The organism is Sphingorhabdus sp. (assembly GCF_041737645.1).
Taxonomy (GTDB): Bacteria; Pseudomonadota; Alphaproteobacteria; order Sphingomonadales; family Sphingomonadaceae; genus Sphingorhabdus_B.
In genome coordinates this window covers 1-18,912 of sequence record NZ_JBGSRI010000008.1, presented here as the reverse complement: position 1 = coordinate 18,912, position 18,912 = coordinate 1, and the positions used below count along the sequence as shown (strand labels likewise).

The 18,912-nt window shown below is 54.7% G+C and carries 23 protein-coding genes; 10 read left to right on the top strand and 13 right to left on the bottom strand.

Going from position 1 to position 18,912, the window contains the following annotated elements; all coding sequences use genetic code 11:
• Positions 1-26 precede the first annotated feature (26 nt).
• The 5 genes from ACEW72_RS01140 (at position 27) to ACEW72_RS01120 (ending at position 4,811) form a co-directional block, all read left to right on the top strand.
• Positions 27-788, top strand: coding sequence for a bacteriorhodopsin-like (locus ACEW72_RS01140; RefSeq protein WP_373474541.1), 762 nt, complete (start codon positions 27-29; stop codon positions 786-788).
• Positions 789-827: 39 nt separating this feature from the next.
• Positions 828-1,745, top strand: coding sequence for a Brp/Blh family beta-carotene 15,15'-dioxygenase (locus ACEW72_RS01135; protein WP_373474540.1), 918 nt, complete (start codon positions 828-830; stop codon positions 1,743-1,745).
• A gap of 66 nt (positions 1,746-1,811) precedes the next feature.
• Positions 1,812-3,128, top strand: a complete 1,317-nt coding sequence (locus ACEW72_RS01130) for a M20/M25/M40 family metallo-hydrolase (protein WP_373474539.1) — start codon at positions 1,812-1,814, stop codon at positions 3,126-3,128.
• Positions 3,129-3,144: 16 nt separating this feature from the next.
• On the top strand, positions 3,145-3,321 hold the full coding sequence (locus ACEW72_RS01125; protein WP_373474538.1) for a hypothetical protein: 177 nt from the start codon (positions 3,145-3,147) through the stop codon (positions 3,319-3,321).
• Entirely contained in the window at positions 3,318-4,811 is a 1,494-nt protein-coding gene (locus ACEW72_RS01120; protein WP_373474537.1) for a S41 family peptidase, read from the top strand. Before ACEW72_RS01125 ends, ACEW72_RS01120 begins: the two co-directional genes overlap by 4 nt.
• A 59-nt stretch (positions 4,812-4,870) precedes the next feature.
• Here ACEW72_RS01120 and ACEW72_RS01115 read toward each other — a convergent pair whose 3' ends face one another.
• The 4 genes from ACEW72_RS01115 to ACEW72_RS01100 all read right to left on the bottom strand — a co-directional run bounded on the left by ACEW72_RS01115 (position 4,871) and on the right by ACEW72_RS01100 (position 7,483).
• On the bottom strand, positions 4,871-5,326 hold the full coding sequence (locus tag ACEW72_RS01115; protein ID WP_373474536.1) for an ExbD/TolR family protein: 456 nt from the start codon (positions 5,324-5,326) through the stop codon (positions 4,871-4,873).
• 22 nt (positions 5,327-5,348) lie between these two features.
• The gene (locus ACEW72_RS01110) at positions 5,349-5,891 is read right to left on the bottom strand and encodes an ExbD/TolR family protein (RefSeq protein ID WP_373474535.1); all 543 of its coding nucleotides are present in this window, start codon (positions 5,889-5,891) and stop codon (positions 5,349-5,351) included.
• A gap of 90 nt (positions 5,892-5,981) precedes the next feature.
• Positions 5,982-6,746 (bottom strand): MotA/TolQ/ExbB proton channel family protein, encoded by a 765-nt coding sequence (locus tag ACEW72_RS01105; RefSeq protein ID WP_373474534.1) that lies wholly within the window; start codon positions 6,744-6,746, stop codon positions 5,982-5,984.
• Between the two features lie 77 nt (positions 6,747-6,823).
• Complete coding sequence (locus ACEW72_RS01100; RefSeq protein WP_373474533.1) at positions 6,824-7,483, bottom strand: energy transducer TonB; 660 nt, start codon at positions 7,481-7,483, stop codon at positions 6,824-6,826.
• 255 nt (positions 7,484-7,738) lie between these two features.
• Between ACEW72_RS01100 and ACEW72_RS01095 the strand changes: the two genes are divergently transcribed.
• A complete protein-coding gene (locus ACEW72_RS01095) occupies positions 7,739-8,593 on the top strand; it encodes a hypothetical protein (RefSeq protein WP_373474532.1) in 855 nt (284 codons plus the stop codon).
• Between the two features lie 9 nt (positions 8,594-8,602).
• On the opposite strand, the gene egtD is transcribed toward ACEW72_RS01095, so the two are convergent.
• From egtD to gluQRS, 5 genes are read right to left on the bottom strand one after another with little or no spacing between them, the layout of a single operon-like run.
• On the bottom strand, positions 8,603-9,568 hold the full coding sequence (egtD, locus tag ACEW72_RS01090) for an L-histidine N(alpha)-methyltransferase (protein ID WP_373474531.1): 966 nt from the start codon (positions 9,566-9,568) through the stop codon (positions 8,603-8,605).
• Entirely contained in the window at positions 9,561-10,820 is a 1,260-nt protein-coding gene (gene egtB, locus ACEW72_RS01085) for an ergothioneine biosynthesis protein EgtB (protein WP_373474530.1), read from the bottom strand. Before egtB ends, egtD begins: the two co-directional genes overlap by 8 nt.
• On the bottom strand, positions 10,796-11,377 hold the full coding sequence (locus tag ACEW72_RS01080) for a cob(I)yrinic acid a,c-diamide adenosyltransferase (RefSeq protein WP_373474529.1): 582 nt from the start codon (positions 11,375-11,377) through the stop codon (positions 10,796-10,798). Before ACEW72_RS01080 ends, egtB begins: the two co-directional genes overlap by 25 nt.
• A 19-nt stretch (positions 11,378-11,396) precedes the next feature.
• On the bottom strand, positions 11,397-11,624 hold the full coding sequence (locus ACEW72_RS01075) for an HIG1 domain-containing protein (RefSeq protein ID WP_373474528.1): 228 nt from the start codon (positions 11,622-11,624) through the stop codon (positions 11,397-11,399).
• Between the two features lie 42 nt (positions 11,625-11,666).
• Positions 11,667-12,551: a tRNA glutamyl-Q(34) synthetase GluQRS gene (gluQRS, locus tag ACEW72_RS01070; protein ID WP_373474527.1), complete on the bottom strand. Its 885-nt coding sequence runs from the start codon at positions 12,549-12,551 to the stop codon at positions 11,667-11,669.
• A 119-nt stretch (positions 12,552-12,670) separates the two neighbouring features.
• On the opposite strand from gluQRS, the gene ACEW72_RS01065 reads away from it, so the two are divergent.
• Positions 12,671-13,255, top strand: coding sequence for an HNH endonuclease (locus ACEW72_RS01065; RefSeq protein ID WP_373474526.1), 585 nt, complete (start codon positions 12,671-12,673; stop codon positions 13,253-13,255).
• A gap of 49 nt (positions 13,256-13,304) precedes the next feature.
• Here ACEW72_RS01065 and ACEW72_RS01060 read toward each other — a convergent pair whose 3' ends face one another.
• Both ACEW72_RS01060 and ACEW72_RS01055 read right to left on the bottom strand, forming a co-directional pair.
• A complete protein-coding gene (locus tag ACEW72_RS01060; protein ID WP_373474525.1) occupies positions 13,305-13,844 on the bottom strand; it encodes a (2Fe-2S)-binding protein in 540 nt (179 codons plus the stop codon).
• A 35-nt stretch (positions 13,845-13,879) separates the two neighbouring features.
• A complete protein-coding gene (locus ACEW72_RS01055) occupies positions 13,880-14,644 on the bottom strand; it encodes a class II aldolase/adducin family protein (RefSeq protein ID WP_373474524.1) in 765 nt (254 codons plus the stop codon).
• A gap of 224 nt (positions 14,645-14,868) precedes the next feature.
• On the opposite strand from ACEW72_RS01055, the gene rpsU reads away from it, so the two are divergent.
• Both rpsU and ACEW72_RS01045 read left to right on the top strand, forming a co-directional pair.
• Complete coding sequence (gene rpsU, locus ACEW72_RS01050) at positions 14,869-15,075, top strand: 30S ribosomal protein S21 (protein WP_125231027.1); 207 nt, start codon at positions 14,869-14,871, stop codon at positions 15,073-15,075.
• 112 nt (positions 15,076-15,187) lie between these two features.
• Entirely contained in the window at positions 15,188-15,826 is a 639-nt protein-coding gene (locus tag ACEW72_RS01045) for an FKBP-type peptidyl-prolyl cis-trans isomerase (protein WP_373474523.1), read from the top strand.
• 8 nt (positions 15,827-15,834) lie between these two features.
• On the opposite strand, the gene ACEW72_RS01040 is transcribed toward ACEW72_RS01045, so the two are convergent.
• Both ACEW72_RS01040 and ACEW72_RS01035 read right to left on the bottom strand, forming a co-directional pair.
• Positions 15,835-16,239: a hypothetical protein gene (locus ACEW72_RS01040; RefSeq protein WP_373474522.1), complete on the bottom strand. Its 405-nt coding sequence runs from the start codon at positions 16,237-16,239 to the stop codon at positions 15,835-15,837.
• Between the two features lie 23 nt (positions 16,240-16,262).
• Positions 16,263-17,786: a fumarate hydratase gene (locus ACEW72_RS01035; RefSeq protein WP_373474521.1), complete on the bottom strand. Its 1,524-nt coding sequence runs from the start codon at positions 17,784-17,786 to the stop codon at positions 16,263-16,265.
• Between the two features lie 530 nt (positions 17,787-18,316).
• Here ACEW72_RS01035 and ACEW72_RS01030 point away from each other — a divergent pair.
• Positions 18,317-18,912, top strand: a 596-nt coding sequence (locus ACEW72_RS01030; protein WP_373474520.1) for a ribonucleotide reductase N-terminal alpha domain-containing protein, incomplete at its 3' end; no start/stop codon positions are given.

Here is an 18,912-nt window from a genome sequence, read left to right as displayed (position 1 = left end):
AATGGGTTCGCACCAAGGGGAAAAAAATGGAATCTCTAACTTTTGGCCAATATTCATTGGTATACAACGCATTTTCATTCACTTTCGCGACCATGGCCGCGACAACATTATTCTTGTGGCTAGGACGCTCGCAAGTTGGACCAGCCTATAAAACCGCGCTGACCATCTCCGGCCTTGTCTGCGCGATTGCTGCCTACCACTACTTTCGCATATTCGAAAGCTGGGAAGGCGCATACGCAGTCGAAGGCGGCGTAGTATCCGCTAGCGGATATGCATTTAATGACGCCTATCGTTACGTCGACTGGTTGCTGACCGTTCCGCTGCTTCTAATCGAACTAATCTTGGTGATGCGTTTGAGCCAGGAAGAGACTGTGTCAAAGTCCTTCAAGCTGGGCGGCGCCGCAGCTCTAATGATCATCTTGGGTTACCCTGGTGAAATCGCCACGGATATTCCAACCCGCGTCTTGTGGGGCACATTGTCGGCTATACCTTTTGTCTACATCATGTGGCAGCTGTTCGCCGGTCTTGGAGCATCCATCAACAACCAGCCCGAAAATGTGCGCGAACTGGTCAAGAAGGCCCGCCTGTTGACTTTTGCGTCTTGGGGCTTTTACCCGATCGTGTACATGATCCCCTACACCAGCCTGAGCGGGTCGAACATCACCGTAGGCGTGCAGGTCGGCTATACAATCGCTGACCTGATAGCAAAGGCCGGCGTAGGTGTGCTGATTTACATGATTGCGATCCGCAAGTCGCAAGTCGAATATGGCGATCCCGCGCACGCGTAAGAAAGGCAGGCGGGGCGCTTAAGCGCTCCGCCACCTAGCATGAACGCATTGCACACTCCAAAGCCCATAGGCGCAGCATTCTTTCTTTCGCTGCGCCTATGGTTGTTACCTGCTCTCACAGCCATTCTGATTCTGATTGATCAATCCTGGGCTGGGTTGAATAATATTGAACTGACGATGGTCGCAGCGGTTGCAATCGTTATTTCGGGTATCCCGCATGGAACACTCGATGCCGAGATCGCGGCAACCCATTTCGGGCAGAATAATCGGGCAGGAAAGACAAAGATAATTTTAGGCTACGTCGCTTGCGTTCTGGCCATGATTGCCTTGTGGACAGTTGCCCCGGAATTTGCGCTCGTTTCGTTCTTGGTCATATCAATTGTCCACTTTAGCCAGGATTGGCGCGGCGGCGCGGACCCGTTTCTGGCAATGATGGTCGGATGGGCCTTGGTCGCCTTACCCGCTTTGGCTCGCCCGATCGAAGTTGCCATGATTTTCGAAATGCTGACCGGCAACCAGAACGGCCAGATAATTGCCACCCTGCTGGCGTGCGCGTCGGTACCTGCCGCACTTGGCAGTCTGGTCTTTGCCTATTGGTCCTATACCAATAACGACATGCAGAGCGCGCTTGAAGTGATAGCATGTATAATCGCCGCGCTATTCTTACCGCCCCTCATCGCCTTCGCAGTATTTTTCTGCGGCCTCCACTCCCCGCGCCACTTCACAGACGCCCTGCGCCAGACAGGAGCGATATCGCAGGCAAAAAAGGCAGCGATTGTCATGGCCGTTTTCGCATTATCGATTGGTCTGGGGGTCCTATTATTTATCAGCCGTAGTGGGATATCGGTCGATACCGGCATCATCCGTGCCGCCTTTGTGCTGATTTCCACACTGACCGTCCCTCACTTCATCCTCGAACATCTTATGGCAAAGAAGGCCCAGGCACTCACGCCATAATCAATGCACTTGCCCAGAGAGCGAAAGCGCGGCACATCTTGAGAAAATACTTTCAGGAGCGGTGTCATGCGCATACGTAAATTCCAAATCGGCATCGCTGGCCTTGCATTGATTACCGCCCAAGCGGTTTGGGCAGAGCTCGCCAAACCAGAAGCCAAAATGGCGGCGACAATCGATACCGAATATAACCGCTCGGTCGCGTTGGTCGAGCGCCTGGTAAACCAGAATAGCGGAACGATGAATTTTGAGGGGGTGAAAGCTGTATCCGAAATGATGCGCGCAGAACTTGAGCCATTCGGTTTCAAAGTGGCATGGATCGACATGTCCGCGGCCAAACGCGCTGGGCATCTGGTGGCGTCACACACTGGCAAGAAGGGCACCAAGAAACTGCTGCTGATTGCGCACCTCGACACGGTGTTCGAAACCGACAGCCCTTTCCAGAAATTCGAGCGCAGGAGGAATGAAGCCGAGGGCCCCGGCGCAGGGGACAACAAGGGCGGGCTGGTCGTGATTGTATCGGCGCTGCGGGCGATGCACGCGGCGGGGACGCTGAAAGATGCCAACATCGAAATCCACATGACGGGTGACGAAGAAGATGCGGGCGACCCAATCGAAGTAACCCGCGGGCCGCTGATCGCCGCGGGCAAGAAGGCCGATGTTGCGCTCGATTTCGAAGGCCTTTCGATCGAGGATGGCAAAGACAAGGGCGTCATCGCCCGTCGCTCGGCGAACAGCTGGAAGCTCGAGGTTACAGGCGTGACCGGCCATAGCTCGCTGATCTTCGACAGCACCTATGGCGATGGCGCAGCTTTTGAACTTGCTCGGATCCTGCAACGCTTCCGCACCGAACTGCCCGAACAGAATCTGACCTTCAACGTGGGACTGATCGCGGCAGGACAAGAGGCTGCTTTGGACGCCGATGGGGTTCGTGTGTCTGCCAAGGGCAAGACCAACATCATCCCCGGTGTCGCGCTCGCACGGGGCGATTTCCGCACGTTATCCGAAGACCAGAGTGCACGGGTACGAGCCAAAATGCTGGAAATCGTGGCCGCATCCGCGCCTAAAACCTCAGCGAAAATAAGCTTCGATCCGGGTAGCTATCCTGCCATGGCCCCGACCGTTGGCAACAAGACGCTGCTCGGAAAGTTAAACGCGGTCAACCGTGATCTGGGACTTGGAGAACAGATGCCGCTTGACCCCCTTAAGCGCGGCGCAGGCGATATCAGCTTTGTCGCCAATGACGTAGATGGCCTTGTTGGTCTTGGCACCTACAGCCGTGGCGACCATGCACCCGGGGAAACGGTCGATCTTGACAGCATCCGACGGCAGGCCAAGCGTGCCGCGATCCTGATGACCCGACTGTCGCGCGAAAAGGCGCAGTAGGCAGGACCATAACCGTATGGCATTGCTTGACATGTTGGCAGATTTGCTGATCCCCTGGATGATCGGTTTTGCAGGCTTTTACGAAAAGTGGATGTTGCTGACTTTTGTCCGTTCCGACAGGCATCGCCATGCGGCTCTTTGGTTGGGCAACGCGATTGCGGCGCTGGCGCTTTACCTCGGGATCGAAGCATGATGAACCGCCGCCACTTTCTCGCACAGGGTGCGGGCACCGCTCTGGCAACTGCCGCAGCCTACCCCGGCACTGCGCTCGCCACAACGCCCGCATCCGGGCCGGGCGATATTGCAGTGCTGCGCGAAATAGTGATAACGCTTCACCCGGGCCTATACCGTTACAACAGCCCGAAGACGATAGATCAAGCACTACGCAAGCTCGATCAGACGTGGTCCGACCTTCCCGACCTGGCCTCGCGCTATCTGCACCTCTCCCGCTTTCTGGCAACCATCAAATGCGGGCACAGTTACGCCAATTTCTTCAACCAGACGAAACAAGTTACGGCAGACTTATTCGACAGGCGCAGCCGGCTGCCCTTCGCATTCCAATGGATAGAGGGCCAAATGGTCGTGACTCAGGATCAGAGCGGCACCAACAGCCTGCCGCGAGGAACCATCGTCAAAGAGATAAACGATCTCGACGTCAAAGAAATGCTATCCAGATTGCTCCCTTATGTGCGGGCCGACGGGAATAATGATGCGAAGCGTCGTGCCTTGCTGTCCGTTAGCGGCGCCGACAAATTGGAAACGTTCGATATCTTCCACGGCCTTGTCTACGGTGCACCGCGAAACAAAGCCGGTGAGCCTAAGGACGGCTTCCACTATATGCGGATGCGGCTTCCGGACACAGCGTCAGATACTTGGGTGGACGTGCCTGCGCTCACGTTGGCGGACCGGCAGGCCTTTTACAAAGCGCCAGATTACAGGGGCGACAGTCCGGTCTGGGATTGGACGATGCGCCCGGATAGCATTGCAGTCCTCAAGATGGACGGATGGGCCCTCTATAACAGTACATGGAAATGGGAAACTTGGCTGAACGACCGGCTAGACAGCCTGAAGGGCGCGAAAGGGCTGATTGTCGACATACGGGATAATGAAGGCGGCCTTGACTGTGGGGACATCCTGCTTGCCCGGATGGTTGATAAAGACATCGCCAAACCACGCGCCGACCGTCTCGTTCGTTACACAAAAACACCCGAACATCTAAACCGCTATCTCGACACATGGGACGACAGCTTCCGAAACTGGGGGGATCAGGTTGAACCGTTCAACGACCGCTTTTACAAATTGAAGCGGTGGGACGACGATGGGATATTGGCCGCCAAAGGGCCGAGGGTCACCACGCCGATGGCCGTGTTGACGAGTGCACAGAACAGCAGCGCGACGTTCCAATTTGCATCACTGACCAAGCAACTCGGTCTTGGAACCTTGGTCGGTGAAGCGACGGGCGGCAACCAGCGCGGTATAAATGGAGGAGCGTTTTTCTTTGCGCGGTTGCCAGAGTCAGGCATCGAATTTGATGTCCCTCTAATCGGCTATTTTCCGCAGTCCAAAATGCCGGATGCGGGCGTTGCCCCTGACATAAAGGTTTCCACTTCGGCCAAGGCGATAGCTGAAGGTTCGGACAATCAATTGGGAGCGGCGGTCAATCATCTGTTGCGCCGCACATAAAAAAGGCGGCGCCTTGAAGCACCGCCCTTTCCATGTCGATTATGCTGTATCGCGGAGGACTAACGGCCCTCGCGCGCTGCCTTGCCAAATACGCGATATTGTTCGTTGCCGACAAAACCGAATTTGGTGATCCCGCTGCGCTTTACCACAACCAGTGATTTGTCGACCGTATCATAAGGTGCGGTCGGCGCAGGCTGGAACTGAAGTTCCGGTTCCGGATTCATAGAAGTTGTACGAACCAGAAACTGCTCCATCTGCTGCAATGTCACCGGCGTACCATTCCACTGGATTGTGCTGTCCGGAAGAATGATGATCTTGTTAATCACCGGATCGATCGGAATATCAGGTGGTGGCTGATTTGGATCATTGACCGGAAGGTCGATATTTACGGCGTGCGAAACCGGGGGGATGGTGATCATCAGCATGATGAGGAGAACGAGCATGACGTCGATTAACGGCGTCGTGTTCATTTCCATCATCGGCTGGCCATCATCGTTACCGCCACTCATTGCCATGATGATTGCTCCTTAAAATTACTTACTGCACGTTCGCGTTTTCGAACGGCGATGAAATGAAGCCAACACGGGCAAAACCGGCCATCTGCATGGTGTAGATTGCACCACCGATACACCGATAAGGTGTGTTGATATCACCACGAATATGCGCCTCTGGCAGCATGTCCGGTTCGATCTGGCCAGCAGCTGCAGCTGCTTCACCGCCCAGCTTTTCAAATTCCGCCTTCAGATGCTTCGCAGCTCGATCAACCAGTTCGGTCGAATCTACAGGCGTTACATTCCAATATATGCGGCACTCACCATTCGGGTTTGCGCCCTCATAAGCTGGGTCACCGGGGTCACGTCCGCCAACATCGGTGGTCGTCACCGATAGCAGCACGTTTTCACGCTTTGCCTTTGTGGGTTCGAACTTGACGATCGGAATATCCATTTTCACCGTTTGAATGGCGACCGGAATTGCGATGAGGAACACGATGAGGAGCACCAGCATGACGTCGACGAGCGGCGTCGTGTTGATGTCAGACATTGGCGTTTCATTGCCGCCGCCTCCGGAACTGATTGCCATTGGCCAATCCTCTCTAACTAAATTGGGTCAAAATCGAGAGCCGGTAAAACCGGCAAACGGGCTGCACCGAAGCACAGCCCTCACCCAATCTTACTTCTTTACTGCGCCAGCGGCAGGCTTGCCAGCTTGCATCGGTGCAGCAGGAGCGGCTGGTTTCAAAGCACCGCCCGAAGAGATGTAACCAAGTACATCGTTCGAGAATGTCGAAAGGCTACGGGCGATCGATTTATTGCGAGCCTGCAACCAGTTGTAAGCAAGAACGGCAGGCACAGCAACAAACAGACCGATTGCAGTCATAATCAACGCTTCACCAACAGGGCCGGCGATCTTGCCGATATCGGCTTGACCAGCGATACCAATTTTAATCAGCGCCGAATAAATACCGATCACGGTTCCGAGCAGACCCACAAACGGTGCGGTCGCGCCAACCGTTGCAAGGAATGGCAAGCCACCTGCAAGCTTGTTGTTGATCGCTTCTTCCGAACGGGCCATCGCACCATGCAGCCAGTCATGTGCTTCGACTGGATCGGTCAGAAGGCCATGCTGCTTTTGGGCCGAAATGCCATCGTCGACAACCTGACGGAATGCGCTGTTCTTGTCGAGCTTTGCGGCACCTTCTTCCAAAGTAGCCGAACGCCAGAACTGGGCGCGTACTTGCTTGGCCTGGTTAAGCACTTTCTGCTGTTCGAACAATTTTGTGAACATGATGTAGAACGAAAAGACCGACATGATAACCATGACAATAAAGATCGACCACGAAATCGGGCCACCTTCGTTCAGGGCCGGAATCAGACCGAACTGGGCGGCCACATCTGGGTTTGCGGCCGGTGCCGCAGTCAAAAACAAAATCGACATTTTAACTACCTCTCAGAAAAATTTAACTTGCTAGCAAAAAACCCGGCGCGAAGGCTCCCCCTGCCGGGCCTTGAAAATTACTTTGGAATTTGCCACCGGACGCGGTTCGAATAACTACCTTGAACCGGTTGGCCATTCTGCACGGCTGGCTCAAACCGAGCCCGTCGTTTGACGTTTGTGCACGTTGCCGCGTCAAGATCCGCATGACCGCTTGATTGCGTAACCTGGCAATCAATAACACGGCCGTTTGTATCAATGGTAACGCGGAACCCCGTTGTACCTTCCCGCTCCTGCTGCAGTGCGCGTGATGGATAGTCATTTGTGTTCGCCCAGTTGCCTGGATTGCCCTTTGCCTTTGCTGCCGCGGTAGGCCCAGCGGGCGGCGGTGGCGGCGGCGCTGACGGTGCAGGCGGAGCTGCAGTCGGGACCATTGGCGCAGATGGAGGCGGATCAGCAACGGTCCGCACGGTCGGCGGAGGCGTAACTGTTACCACCATTGGCGGCGGCGATACCACAGGAGGCTCGATCTGCTTCTCCGGCTCTGGTGGCGGTTCTTCTTCTTCTGGTGGCTCTTCTTCCTTCACATCAACCACGGTCATTTTTTCCTTGATAGACAGGACCGCATCATAAGCGAGACCAGTCACCAAGGCATAACCGAGGAACGCGTGAAGAAGGATAACAATGATGACCGAAACCAAACGGTTCGTGCTCATCCCATCTTGATCAGCATATGCCATGCGGAAACAACTCTCCTACCTTCAATACAAAAAAGCATACAGGCGCATTATATGAAAACGCGCCCTGTACACCCCCGCGAAATCGAACACATTATGTTTTTTAACTTCGATTCCGCCAAGCTTTAGCCAAGCCTATCAGGGCTAGCAACACGGATTCTGCGATTCATACGCAATTCATGAACAGCGCTTTCTTATGGCACAGAACAGATATAGACCAAAGCTGCGATAATTATAGGTGTCCGAAAGGGAATTTGAATGAAAATCACCGTGCTTAACGCTGGATTTGCCGCCATATTGCTTGGATTTAGTGGCACTGGCAACGCCCAGACGAATTTAGGCATCCCGTCTTCGCTTGCCGTGCAGGCCGACTCCGCCAGCTATGCCGATATTGCCGATTTGGTGGTCATTTCATCGTTAATCGTAGACGCTAATGTTAGAAATTTACGCAAGATTCCTCCCGAACAGGCGGTTGGCGTGCCGGCGAATCTTCAAAGGATGCTTGTTGAAGCCGACATCGTGACATTGATTCGCGGCCAAGAAGGCGTGGCTCCTCGAGTTCGATTTCTTCTAGATATTCCCAAGGATGCAAAGGGGAAAATTCCGAAATTGAAAAAGCAACGGCTCTTTCTTTTGGGTAGCTCTGTTGCAGGACGTCCCGGCGAAATTCGGTTATCACGGCCAAATGCGTTGATTCAGTGGAGCGCCGCCAACGACATTCTGGTGCGTGCAATAACCAAAGAGGCGGTACAAATAGATGCTCCTGAAAAAATTACAGACATCACGAGCGCATTTTACAGCGCCGGAACCGTCATCGGCGAAGGCGAAACGCAGATTTTCCTGAAAACAGCAAAAGAGCAACCTTTGTCGCTTTCTGTATTAAGCCGGCCGGGTGAGGAAAAAAGATGGGCGGTTTCGACAGCCGAGGTTATCGACGAATCGGCAACGGCACCGGCCAAATTTACACTTTTATGGTATCGTCTGGCCTGCGAATTGCCTCGATCAATAGCCGCCGAAATGGTCGAAGCGGCGGATAGCGAGGGTGCGGCAAAGGTGCAGGCAGACTATAATTATATACTCGACAGCATTGGTCCATGCGGCCGCAAACGTTAGGACGACGACTTAAGGGGCCGATTGGTTGGGCGCAGCCTCAGCAAGAACCAGTGTAAACCAGTTTTCGGGATCGCTGAATTCAGCCATCGGTGTCCAACCGCCCGAGCGCAGCAATAACCGAAGCCCACGAAGGTCATATTTATGGCTGTTTTCGGTGTGGATGCCTTCACCCTGGCTTATCGCGAATTCACAACCGGCAACTTCGAAACGCACATCCCGACTGCATCGCAGGTGCATTTCGATTCGCGCCTCCCTATCATTCCACACTATTTCATGCCGAAATGCATCAACGGGAATATCGCCATCAAGTTCCTTGTTGATACGATGCAGAAGGTTGAGGTTGAACGCGGCTGTTATCCCGGCGGCATCATCATAAGCCGGCACCAAAATATCCGCTGATTTTATCCGGTCAAAACCGATCAGTAATTTTGCCCCTTCCCCCAAAATGTCACGCATATGTCGAAGGAGGTCCACGCCGCTGCATGGGACGAAATTGCCAATTGTCGACCCCGGAAAAAATCCAACGATACTTTTATCGCCGACATTTTCGGGCAGAGCCAGACGCTGCGTAAAATCGGCTTCAACCGGTAAGATGCTCAAATCGGGAAAGCGCGATTGCAGAACTGATGCTGAACTCCGGAGATAGTCCCCTGAAATGTCGATAGGAACATAACAATCCGGATTTATGGCATCCAACAATAATGGAGTTTTGGTAGCACTACCTGCACCAAACTCGATGACGGTAGCGCCTTGCTCAATTTGCACGGCCAGCGCACCCCGGCAATTTTCGAGCAAGGCAGTTTCCGTGCGCGTCGGGTAATATTCCGGCAGTCGTGTAATTTCGTCAAAAAGTTCCGATCCGCGCTCATCATAAAACCAACGCGCCGGTATAGCGCGGCGCGGACCGCGCAATCCTGAGAGGACGTCGGCAAGAAACTGTGGGTCGGCACTAGAAAACAGCGCGGTTTCAGGCATCTTTAGCCAGCCGAAGTCCGGTGAATTGCCAGCGTTGATGGGGATAGAAGAAATTTCGGTAACTCGCCCGCACATGACCTCTCGGCGTTGCACAGCTACCACCGCGCAGGACAAATTGTCCGCTCATGAATTTTCCATTATATTCGCCGACTGCGCCTTCTGCAGCACGAAAACCTGGATAAGGGCGATAAGCGCTGCCAGTCCATTGCCACACATTACCAAACAAAGTGCCGTCATCCGATGACTTTGGTCGCACCGGGCCCGCTTTATCAAGTTGATTCCCTCCATCAAAAGGATGGCTTGCCGCCACAACCTCCCATTCGGCTTCAGTCGGTAAACGTGCGCCGGCCCAGCTTGCATAAGCATCGGCTTCATACAGGCTGATGTGCGTAACCGGCGCGTTCAGGTCTACGCCGCGCAAACCATCCAAACCAAAGGTCAGCCATTGCCCGTCTTTATCCTGCTGCCAATATAACGGTGCAGTAACGCCATCACATTGCACCCAGGACCATCCATCAGACAGCCAGTGTCGTGGTTCGCCATAACCGTTATCGTTCATAAACTGCATCCATTCACCATTGGACACAGTTCGTGACGAAAGCGCGAAGGGTTGAAGAAAAATTTCGTGGCGCGGGCCTTCGCAATCAAAGGCAAAGCCCGAACCGTTATGACCAATCTCCAGCAGGCCGTCGGGCCCGGCGATCCACGACATGGTGTTGCATGGTGCCCCAGAGACGGGGCGCACGGCTGGTTCCGGCCAGTAAGCGGGAAATGTCGGGTTTTGCGAAAACAGATGCAATATATCGGTCAGCAGCAGTTCCTGATGTTGTTGCTCATGGTGGATACCAAGCTCAATCAAACGCAATGCTGCTTCCGGCAGAATGTTCCAGTGCGCATCGATCGCTGCTTCGACATGGGTGCGATAGTCCAGTATCCGGGCAAGCGATGGCCGCGTAATGAGGCCGCGCGCTGCCCGTGAATGCCGCGCGCCTTCTGTCTCGTAATAACTGTTGAACAGATAGGCGAAGCTATCATCGAATGCGTGGTACCCGGCAACATGGTCGCGCAGAATGAAGCTTTCGAGAAACCATGTAACATGGGCCAGATGCCATTTGGCAGGTGACGCGTCGGGCATTGACTGGACGGTGGCGTCGGCATCGGACAGCGGACCTGCCAGATCGACCGTCAACTTGCGTGTGGTGAAAAACCGATCCTTGAGACTGGGCGTCATCGCGACGCGCCCGGCACCCATAATATATCTCCGCCCCGCGATACGTTGATCAGGCGGCAAAGCACAAACAGATAGTCGGACAGGCGATTCACATAATTTAGCGCCTGCGGATTGATGCTCACCGTCAGCGACGCTGCGACAAGAGCCCGCTCGGCGCGACGCGAAATCGCGCGAGCCATGTGCATATGCGCGGCCGCTATACTGCCGCCGGGAAGAATGAAACTTGTCAATGGCGGCAACTGTTCATTGGCCGCGTCTATGGCAGCCTCAAGCCAGTCGACCTGCTCCTTGATGATGCGCAGTTCCATCGGCGTGGGAACGAAGCTCGTGCCCGGGGTGGCGATATCCGCACCGAGGTCGAACAAGTCATTCTGGATGCGGCGTAGGTCATTGACCAAAGGCGTTTGGCCTTCGTCAGCCTCCAGCGCCTGAATGGCGACACCCAATGCGCAATTGGCCTCGTCAATCTCGCCAATGGCATGAAGACGGGCGTCGGATTTGGAAATCCGCGACCCGTCGACCAACCCGGTGGTGCCATCATCGCCGGTGCGCGTGTAAATCTTGTTCAGCTTGACCATGAGGAAAGACAGGGAGCGCTTAACGCGAACCCGCAACCATTAGCAGCACGACCAGAAGCATCACGGTGATCGCCTGCCACTTGACGCGGGCGAACATCATTTTGTTCTGCACTCCGAGCGATTGCGGAATTCCGTCCTTGTCCAGTTCGGTCGGACGCATGTTTGCAAACGCGTGGAGACCACGAACCAGTGCAAAAGCAACCGCACCTGCCGCAGCAACGATCAAGAGTACCAGCAAAATTGTCATCGGGAGATTGTCCTTGAAGTGGTTGATGCCACTGGAGCCTATTTAGGGACTGGACATTGAATTGCCAAGTGGAAGCACCCCTTTGCGCAATTTATTGATAAGCTGCGGTCCGTCCGCCCCGGCCAGCCGTTGAACCGATAAGGCCGGTGAGGATTTGCTCTTCGCCAGTTTCTGTCCGCTATTGTCGAGCAGTAGGGGATGGTGCCAGTAAACCGGCTCGGGCAACTCCAGCAAGACCTGCAGCAAGCGGTGGATCGCAGTGTACGCAAACAGATCCCTGCCGCGCACGACGTGACTTATGCCGCCGTGCGCGTCATCGACCGTTGCGGCCAGATGATAAGATGCGGGCGCATCTTTTCGCCACAGCACGACATCACCAAATTGTACAGGGTCGGCAATTTGATCGCCTGCTGCCAAATCACGCCAGCGCAAAAGCCCGGTCAGCGCAACCGCCTTGGCCGTATCGATCCGCCAGCAAAATCCGCTTTTCGCTTCGACCGAACGGTTACGGCAGGTCCCGGGATATTGCGGCCCATCCGGACCGTGCAGTACCGGCGCCTGTTTCAATGCCGCCGAGATATCACCCCGCGAACAGGTGCATTTATACAGCAGGCCCAGCGCGCCAAGCTTTTCCAGCGCGGTTTCATAATGTGCAATTTTGGCGGATTGATATTGCACCGATGCATCCGGTTGCAAACCAAGCCAAGCCAGATCGGCCAAAATTGCATCAATATGATCTGGCCGACTGCGGGTACCGTCAATATCTTCAATCCGCACGATAAATTCGCCATAATGGGCATGGGCGAAATCATGTGCGCACAGCGCCGAAAAGGCATGGCCCAGATGCAATGCTCCATTGGGGCTCGGCGCAAACCGTGTCCTGATTTTTACCCCCTGCTTATTTTCGAATTGCGGCAGAAATACCATATTATGTGCTTTTGCCCTCTTGACGTCACAATATGTGTAAATAGGTTGGCAAATGTCAAAATGCTGTAACGCTCATAGGCTTAAAGCATGTATGACAATAGGGGGAGAAGGTCTGACTTATGTTGCATACCGGAACGTTCGAAGCGGCAGGCAGGGCTAGGCATCCGGAAAATTGCCCGTCGCTGGTGCTCAATGCCGATTATACTCCGCTCAGCTATTATCCGCTGAGCCTTTGGCCTTGGCAGACCGCGATCAAGGCGGTGTTTCTGGACAAGGTCGATGTCGTTTCCAGCTATGACCGCCACGTCCACAGCCCTAGCCTCGACATAAAGATCCCTTCCGTCATCGCCTTACGCCAATATGTCAAACCGTCAGAATACCCCGCCTTCACGCGTTTCAACCTGTTTTTGCGGGACAAGTTTGAATGCCAATATTGCGGTTCTGGCGATAATCTGACCTTTGACCATGTTGTTCCGCGCCGGCTGGGCGGCATTACCAGTTGGGAAAATGTAACCACCGCCTGTTTGCCGTGCAATCTAAAAAAAGGTGGCCGGACGCCCAAACAAGCGCATATGCAGCTGAACATGGCCGCCATCCGCCCCACCAGTTGGCAACTACAAGATCGCGGCCGCGCATTCCCGCCCAACCATCTGCATGAAACATGGCACGATTGGCTCTATTGGGATATCGAGCTGGAAGGATGAATTAAACGCGGCCAGTCGTCAAAGGCCGCGTCATGCGGGGACTGTCCGCTTATTCCGTCACGGTCAACGCAGGCACTGCCCGGGCGGCATCTTCGGGTGTGATCCCCGGCGGCGGGGCGGCGGCGATGCGTTCTTCGCCGCGCATTACGCGCCCTGCGCGTTTTACGGCATCACGAAGGCGCGGATAGATGCCGCATCGGCACAAATTCGTAATAGCCGCATTGATTTCTTCATCCGTCGGGTTGCTGTTTTTCTTCAAAAGCACCGATGCCGCCATGATAATCCCGGTAATGCAGAAACCGCATTGCGGAACATTGCTTGCGACAAAGGCCTGTTGCAACGGATGGCTACGGTCACGGCTTAGGCCTTCAATGGTCGTAACAAACCGCCCCTCTGCCTCCGCAATGGTAACCAGGCACGAGCGAATTGCTTCGCCGTCGATTTCCAACATACACGCGCCGCAATCGCCGGTGCCGCACCCATATTTGGTGCCGGTCAGGTTGGATGCGTCGCGCAACGCCCAAAGCAAAGGCGTTTGCGGGTCCATCTTATACTGGACGGGACGATCATTAACGGTGAATTTGGTCATGAATCAGCCCCCGTAAGCAAGAGGGGAGCGCCCATTCAATCGCGCCAGCTTTTGTCGATCCGGTCGACCTTGCGGACCATCGCGTCAAATTCGACCCGGCCGGAACCGCCGGGGGGCGATGCCATATAAAGGTCGCGCTGATGCACGGCGATAACTTCTTGCGATACCATGATGGGTTGGCCCATTTGCATGGTCGCCATTTGATGTTCGCATGCACGTTGCAGCGCCCAATATTTGATAAACGCGTCAGGTAAGGTCTTGCCCATCACAACGGGTCCATGATTGCGAAGCATCAAAATCCGCTTGTCGCCAAGATGTTCGACCAGACGAGCACCCTCTTCTTCGCGCACCGTCACGCCTTCAAAATCATGATAGGCCAATTGCCCCATGAAATTGCAGGCATAGAAATTCACCGGCTGCAACCCGCCTTCGAGCGAACAGACAGCCACCGTTGCGGTTGTATGGGTATGTATGATGGCATGGGCATCGGGCAGTGTGCGATGGAACAGGCTGTGCTGGACAAAACCGGCCTTGTTCACATGCCATGGATTATCGACATCCAGCTTGTTCCCGTCGATGTCTACTTTAATCAGGCTGGATGCGGTGATTTCACCAAAATGCATCCCGTAAGGATTGATAAGGAACGCGCCGTCTTCATCGGGCACCTTCACTGTGATATGATTGAAAACCAGCTCGTCCCAACCGAACATTGCAAATACCCGATAACACGCGGCAAGTTCCTGCCGCGCGGTCCATTCAGCCTCGCTATAATTGCTGTTTGCCATTAGCTGCGTCGCCATTGGTCCATCCTCTCTGTTGATTCCCGTTTGCGTTATACGATGAAATGAAACAGGGAATGGGCCAAGTCCAGCCATTTCAGCCTGTTTACACTTGAATTATCTTAAAAGCGAAGCTAAGGCGCGCTTCAATACGCCGCAGCTGTGTTGCGGCATTTTTCATTTTTACTGCATTTTTGGCCCGTTTCCCGCCAATTGTGCCGATTCGATTCGGAGTGAAGTTTTTTATGCAAATCATGGTTCGCGATAACAATGTTGACCAAGCCCTACGCGCGCTGAAAAAGAAGTTGCAGCGTGAAGGCGTATATCGCGAAATGAAGCTTCGTCGCCATTTCGAAAAGCCTTCGGAAAAGCGCGCCCGTGAAAAGGCTGCCGCTGTCCGTCGCGCCCGCAAGATGGAGCGCAAGCAGCAAGAACGTGACGGCGCGAAATAGGCGCCTCATATATTGAACAGGGAAAGCGCCGCTCGGGCGCTTTTTTTGTGTCTGGAAACCGCCGTGCTTTCTGCTAGTCAGCGCACAACTTATAGCGATCAGGAATTTCCTTATGTCTGTTACAGCCGTTCCCATCTTGCCGATTAAAAAAGGGTCACTGACCAAATTGTGGGTCGGCGTTGCCTTGATTTTGGCTGCCGGTGGCGGTCTGGCATATTGGGGAACGAGCGATGTACGCAAAGAATTTGGCGATGTCGTCACGACCGAATCAGGTTTGCGCTACAAAATCCTGAAGGCGGGCGAAGGCAAATCGCCGACCGATCAGGATGTCGTGCTGGTAAAATATACCGGCCGCCTGAAAGACGGCAAGATTTTTGACCAAAATCCACAAGCGGCCATGCCGGTCAATGGCGTGGTTCCCGGATTTTCCGAAGGCCTGAAGGTCATGCAACGCGGTGGGCAATACCGGCTGTGGATTCCGGCAAGCCTTGGATATGGCCCTGAAGACCAGCGCAATCCCCAAACCGGCGAAGTTGCTATTCCCGGCGGGAGCGAGCTGATCTTCGATGTCGACCTGCTCGAATATAAATCCCGCGCCGAAGTCGACGCGATGCAGCGCCAGATGCAGGAAATGCAGCAGCAGCAGGGCGGCGCCCCTGCCGGTGGTCAGGCGAGCGGCGCACCACAAGGCTTGCCACCCGAAATCCAGGCCCAGATCGACGCGCAGATGCAGGCACAGCCAGGGCGGTAAGATGAGAGCTAACGCTCGATTGTAAAGGTTGAGACAGGCCTGTTTTCCTCATGTTCGGGATGATACATGTCGAGATACACACTAACCTTGCCCGGTAAAGCTTCTCCGCAATCGACGATATAAACGTCTACAATTGAACCAAACGGGCCCGCGCCGATGCTTCCTTCGCGTTGATAGCTTGGAGCCTTGCCGTCCGAACACCGCAAGCGCCTGAGATAGGCCCTTTGCCCTTCAGGCATATTGACGCGGATCGGGTTTTTTTCGTTTCCCAAGGGATGTTGCTCGGCTTTTTCAATCGCTTTTTCGAGCTTTTTGCCTCGAAACCCACCCAAAAAGTCGGCAAGATCGTCTGATGCGGGAGCAGATGTCCCCAAGACGCCCAACAAGCAAGCGGTCAGTATGAATCTTTTCATTGTCATTCTCCCAGGCGGAACAATTAATGCCGTTCCAGCAATCCTTCGTCCTTAATCCGCTTCTGCCACAACGCAGGCGCAAGCTGGTGCACATTATTGCCTTCGCTATCGACGGCAACGGTCACCGGAAAATCCTGAACATCAAATTCGTAGATCGCCTCCATGCCCAGATCTTCAAAGCCGACGACCTTGCTGCCCTTGATGGCACGCGCAACCAGATAGGCTGCACCGCCGACAGCCATCAGATAAGCGCTCTTGTGCTTGGCAATCGCCTGTGTCGCTGCAGGACCGCGCTCGGCCTTGCCCACGCAGCCAAGCAGGCCCTGCTCCAGCATCATGTCCATGAATTTGTCCATGCGCGTTGCGGTGGTGGGGCCAGCGGGACCGACTACTTCTTCGCCCACAGGGTCGACAGGGCCCACATAATAGATCATCCGGCCCTTGAAACTGACGGGCAGTTCCTCACCCTTCGCCAGCATATCAGCGATTCTTTTATGCGCCGCGTCGCGTCCGGTCAGCATCTTGCCATTCAGCAACAGCCGGTCACCCTGTTTCCAGCCCTGCACATCGGCGGCGGTAAGAGTGTCGAGATCGACGCGCTTGGCCGCAGCATCTGGTTTCCAGTCCACCTTGGGCCATTCGTCGAGCTTCGGCGCTTCCAAAAGTGCAGGTCCCGAACCGTCGAGCGTGAAATGCGCGTGGCGCGTCGCGGCGCAATTGGGGATCATCGCCACAGGCTTGCCAGCCGCATGGCAAGGCGCGTCCATGATTTTCACATCCAATATGGTCGACAGTCCGCCAAGTCCTTGCGCGCCAATACCCAGTGCGTTGACCTTGTCGAATATCTCGATCCGCATGGCTTCGATATCATTTTGGGGACCGCGTGCCTTCAACGGTCCCATGTCGATGGGTTCCATCAACGCCTGCTTGGCGAGCAGCACGCAATGTTCTGCCGTACCGCCAATGCCGATACCCAGCATGCCGGGCGGGCACCAGCCGGCGCCCATCTGGGGCAACATTTCGACCACCCAATCGACAATATTGTCCGACGGGTTCATCATCTTGAACTTCGACTTATTCTCGCTGCCACCGCCTTTTGCTGCAACATCGACGCTGACCTTGCCGCCGGGAACCATTTCCACATGCAGGACGCACGGCGTGTTGTCCTTGGTATTGCGGCGGGTAAAGGCCGGGTCCGCAAGCACCGAGGCGCGCAACTTGTTATCAGGATGCAGATAGGCGCGGCGCACGCCTTCATCGACCACATCCTGCATGGATTTCGACGTGTCGTCCAACCGGCAATCCATGCCCCATTTGACAAACACGTTCACGATACCTGTGTCCTGACAGATCGGCCGGTGTCCTTCGGCGCACATACGGCTGTTGGTCAGGATCTGGGCAATGGCATCCTTTGCCGCAGGAGACTGTTCCGCTTCATAGGCGTCGCCCAGCGCGCGAATATAATCCATGGGGTGAAAGTAGCTGATATATTGCAACGCATCGGCGACACTTTCGATCAGGTCGTTTTGGCGGATGAGTATAGTCATGACTGGGCCCCGTTCAATAATCACACCGCACTGCCCGTAACGCCGGTCCCACCAGTTTCAACCAATTAGACCCGAATGACAGAAATATTTTTTTCCTGTTGTTTTCCATCTTGCGCGCAAAAAAATGCTTAGCAGGTCCACGCGTCGCCCCCCTTTGACACCATCAAGGGTGCGACCAACCGAATCACAATAGCGACGAATGGAATGGTAAATTTACCATTTACCCTCTTGCGTCTGAAAATGAATGAGGCACTATAGGTAGCGGTCGGCCTCGGGGGGCATTACCACAGATTGTGCTTAAAGCTGTAGAACATGATTCTGCCGATGGGGGATATTTTTCCGTCGATAAGCTGGGGACAAGTCGAATTTAGTCCCCTTCGCGGCCCAAATAATGCTAATAAGGGCTTTCGTGCCCTGAGTCGAACAAGACGGGAACGGAAGTTTTCGTCAGAGTGTAACGGGCCGGCCTTGCGCGTGGGTATTTCCTGCGCAGCAAAAGTGCCGAAAATGGAATGGAGCAACGGGGTTAGATGGATTTCAGGGATAATGGCCACGCGGCCGAGGATATGGTCACAGGAACAACGGATGTGCTTGATAAAGTAACATTGGAAACCGAAACAAAGGCAGAAGAAAAGGCGCAGCCTGCGGCAGCGACCAAGAAAGCTGCGTCCAGCAAATCTGTCGATGCGCGTCGGTTCAACATCGTGACCGATTCATCCCGCGACGCGTTGCTGACCGAATTCGGCAAGGACACGTTGCAGGACCGCTATCTGTTGCCGAGCGAAAGCTATCAGGACCTGTTCGCCCGCGTCGCGGCGGCCTATGCCGACGATCAGGACCATGCCCAGCGGCTTTATGATTATATCTCGAAATTATGGTTCATGCCGGCAACGCCCGTTCTGTCGAATGGCGGCACCGGACGTGGCCTGCCGATCAGCTGCTATCTGAACAGCGTCGACGACAGCCTTGAAGGCATCGTCAATACCTGGAACGAAAATGTCTGGCTCGCCTCACGTGGCGGCGGCATCGGTACTTATTGGGGCAGCGTACGCGGCATCGGCGAACCTGTCGGCCTCAATGGCAAGACCAGCGGCATCATCCCGTTCGTCCGCGTGATGGACAGCCT

Coding starts and splice junctions, on each gene's coding strand:
- ACEW72_RS01140 (WP_373474541.1), top strand. CDS start 27: ATGGAATCTCTAACTTTTGGCCAATATTCATTGGTATACAACGCATTT.
- ACEW72_RS01135 (WP_373474540.1), top strand. CDS start 828: ATGAACGCATTGCACACTCCAAAGCCCATAGGCGCAGCATTCTTTCTT.
- ACEW72_RS01130 (WP_373474539.1), top strand. CDS start 1,812: ATGCGCATACGTAAATTCCAAATCGGCATCGCTGGCCTTGCATTGATT.
- ACEW72_RS01125 (WP_373474538.1), top strand. CDS start 3,145: ATGGCATTGCTTGACATGTTGGCAGATTTGCTGATCCCCTGGATGATC.
- ACEW72_RS01120 (WP_373474537.1), top strand. CDS start 3,318: ATGATGAACCGCCGCCACTTTCTCGCACAGGGTGCGGGCACCGCTCTG.
- ACEW72_RS01115 (WP_373474536.1), bottom strand. CDS start 5,326: ATGGCAATGAGTGGCGGTAACGATGATGGCCAGCCGATGATGGAAATG.
- ACEW72_RS01110 (WP_373474535.1), bottom strand. CDS start 5,891: ATGGCAATCAGTTCCGGAGGCGGCGGCAATGAAACGCCAATGTCTGAC.
- ACEW72_RS01105 (WP_373474534.1), bottom strand. CDS start 6,746: ATGTCGATTTTGTTTTTGACTGCGGCACCGGCCGCAAACCCAGATGTG.
- ACEW72_RS01100 (WP_373474533.1), bottom strand. CDS start 7,483: ATGGCATATGCTGATCAAGATGGGATGAGCACGAACCGTTTGGTTTCG.
- ACEW72_RS01095 (WP_373474532.1), top strand. CDS start 7,739: ATGAAAATCACCGTGCTTAACGCTGGATTTGCCGCCATATTGCTTGGA.
- egtD (WP_373474531.1), bottom strand. CDS start 9,568: ATGCCTGAAACCGCGCTGTTTTCTAGTGCCGACCCACAGTTTCTTGCC.
- egtB (WP_373474530.1), bottom strand. CDS start 10,820: ATGGGTGCCGGGCGCGTCGCGATGACGCCCAGTCTCAAGGATCGGTTT.
- ACEW72_RS01080 (WP_373474529.1), bottom strand. CDS start 11,377: ATGGTCAAGCTGAACAAGATTTACACGCGCACCGGCGATGATGGCACC.
- ACEW72_RS01075 (WP_373474528.1), bottom strand. CDS start 11,624: ATGACAATTTTGCTGGTACTCTTGATCGTTGCTGCGGCAGGTGCGGTT.
- gluQRS (WP_373474527.1), bottom strand. CDS start 12,551: ATGGTATTTCTGCCGCAATTCGAAAATAAGCAGGGGGTAAAAATCAGG.
- ACEW72_RS01065 (WP_373474526.1), top strand. CDS start 12,671: ATGTTGCATACCGGAACGTTCGAAGCGGCAGGCAGGGCTAGGCATCCG.
- ACEW72_RS01060 (WP_373474525.1), bottom strand. CDS start 13,844: ATGACCAAATTCACCGTTAATGATCGTCCCGTCCAGTATAAGATGGAC.
- ACEW72_RS01055 (WP_373474524.1), bottom strand. CDS start 14,644: ATGGCGACGCAGCTAATGGCAAACAGCAATTATAGCGAGGCTGAATGG.
- rpsU (WP_125231027.1), top strand. CDS start 14,869: ATGCAAATCATGGTTCGCGATAACAATGTTGACCAAGCCCTACGCGCG.
- ACEW72_RS01045 (WP_373474523.1), top strand. CDS start 15,188: ATGTCTGTTACAGCCGTTCCCATCTTGCCGATTAAAAAAGGGTCACTG.
- ACEW72_RS01040 (WP_373474522.1), bottom strand. CDS start 16,239: ATGAAAAGATTCATACTGACCGCTTGCTTGTTGGGCGTCTTGGGGACA.
- ACEW72_RS01035 (WP_373474521.1), bottom strand. CDS start 17,786: ATGACTATACTCATCCGCCAAAACGACCTGATCGAAAGTGTCGCCGAT.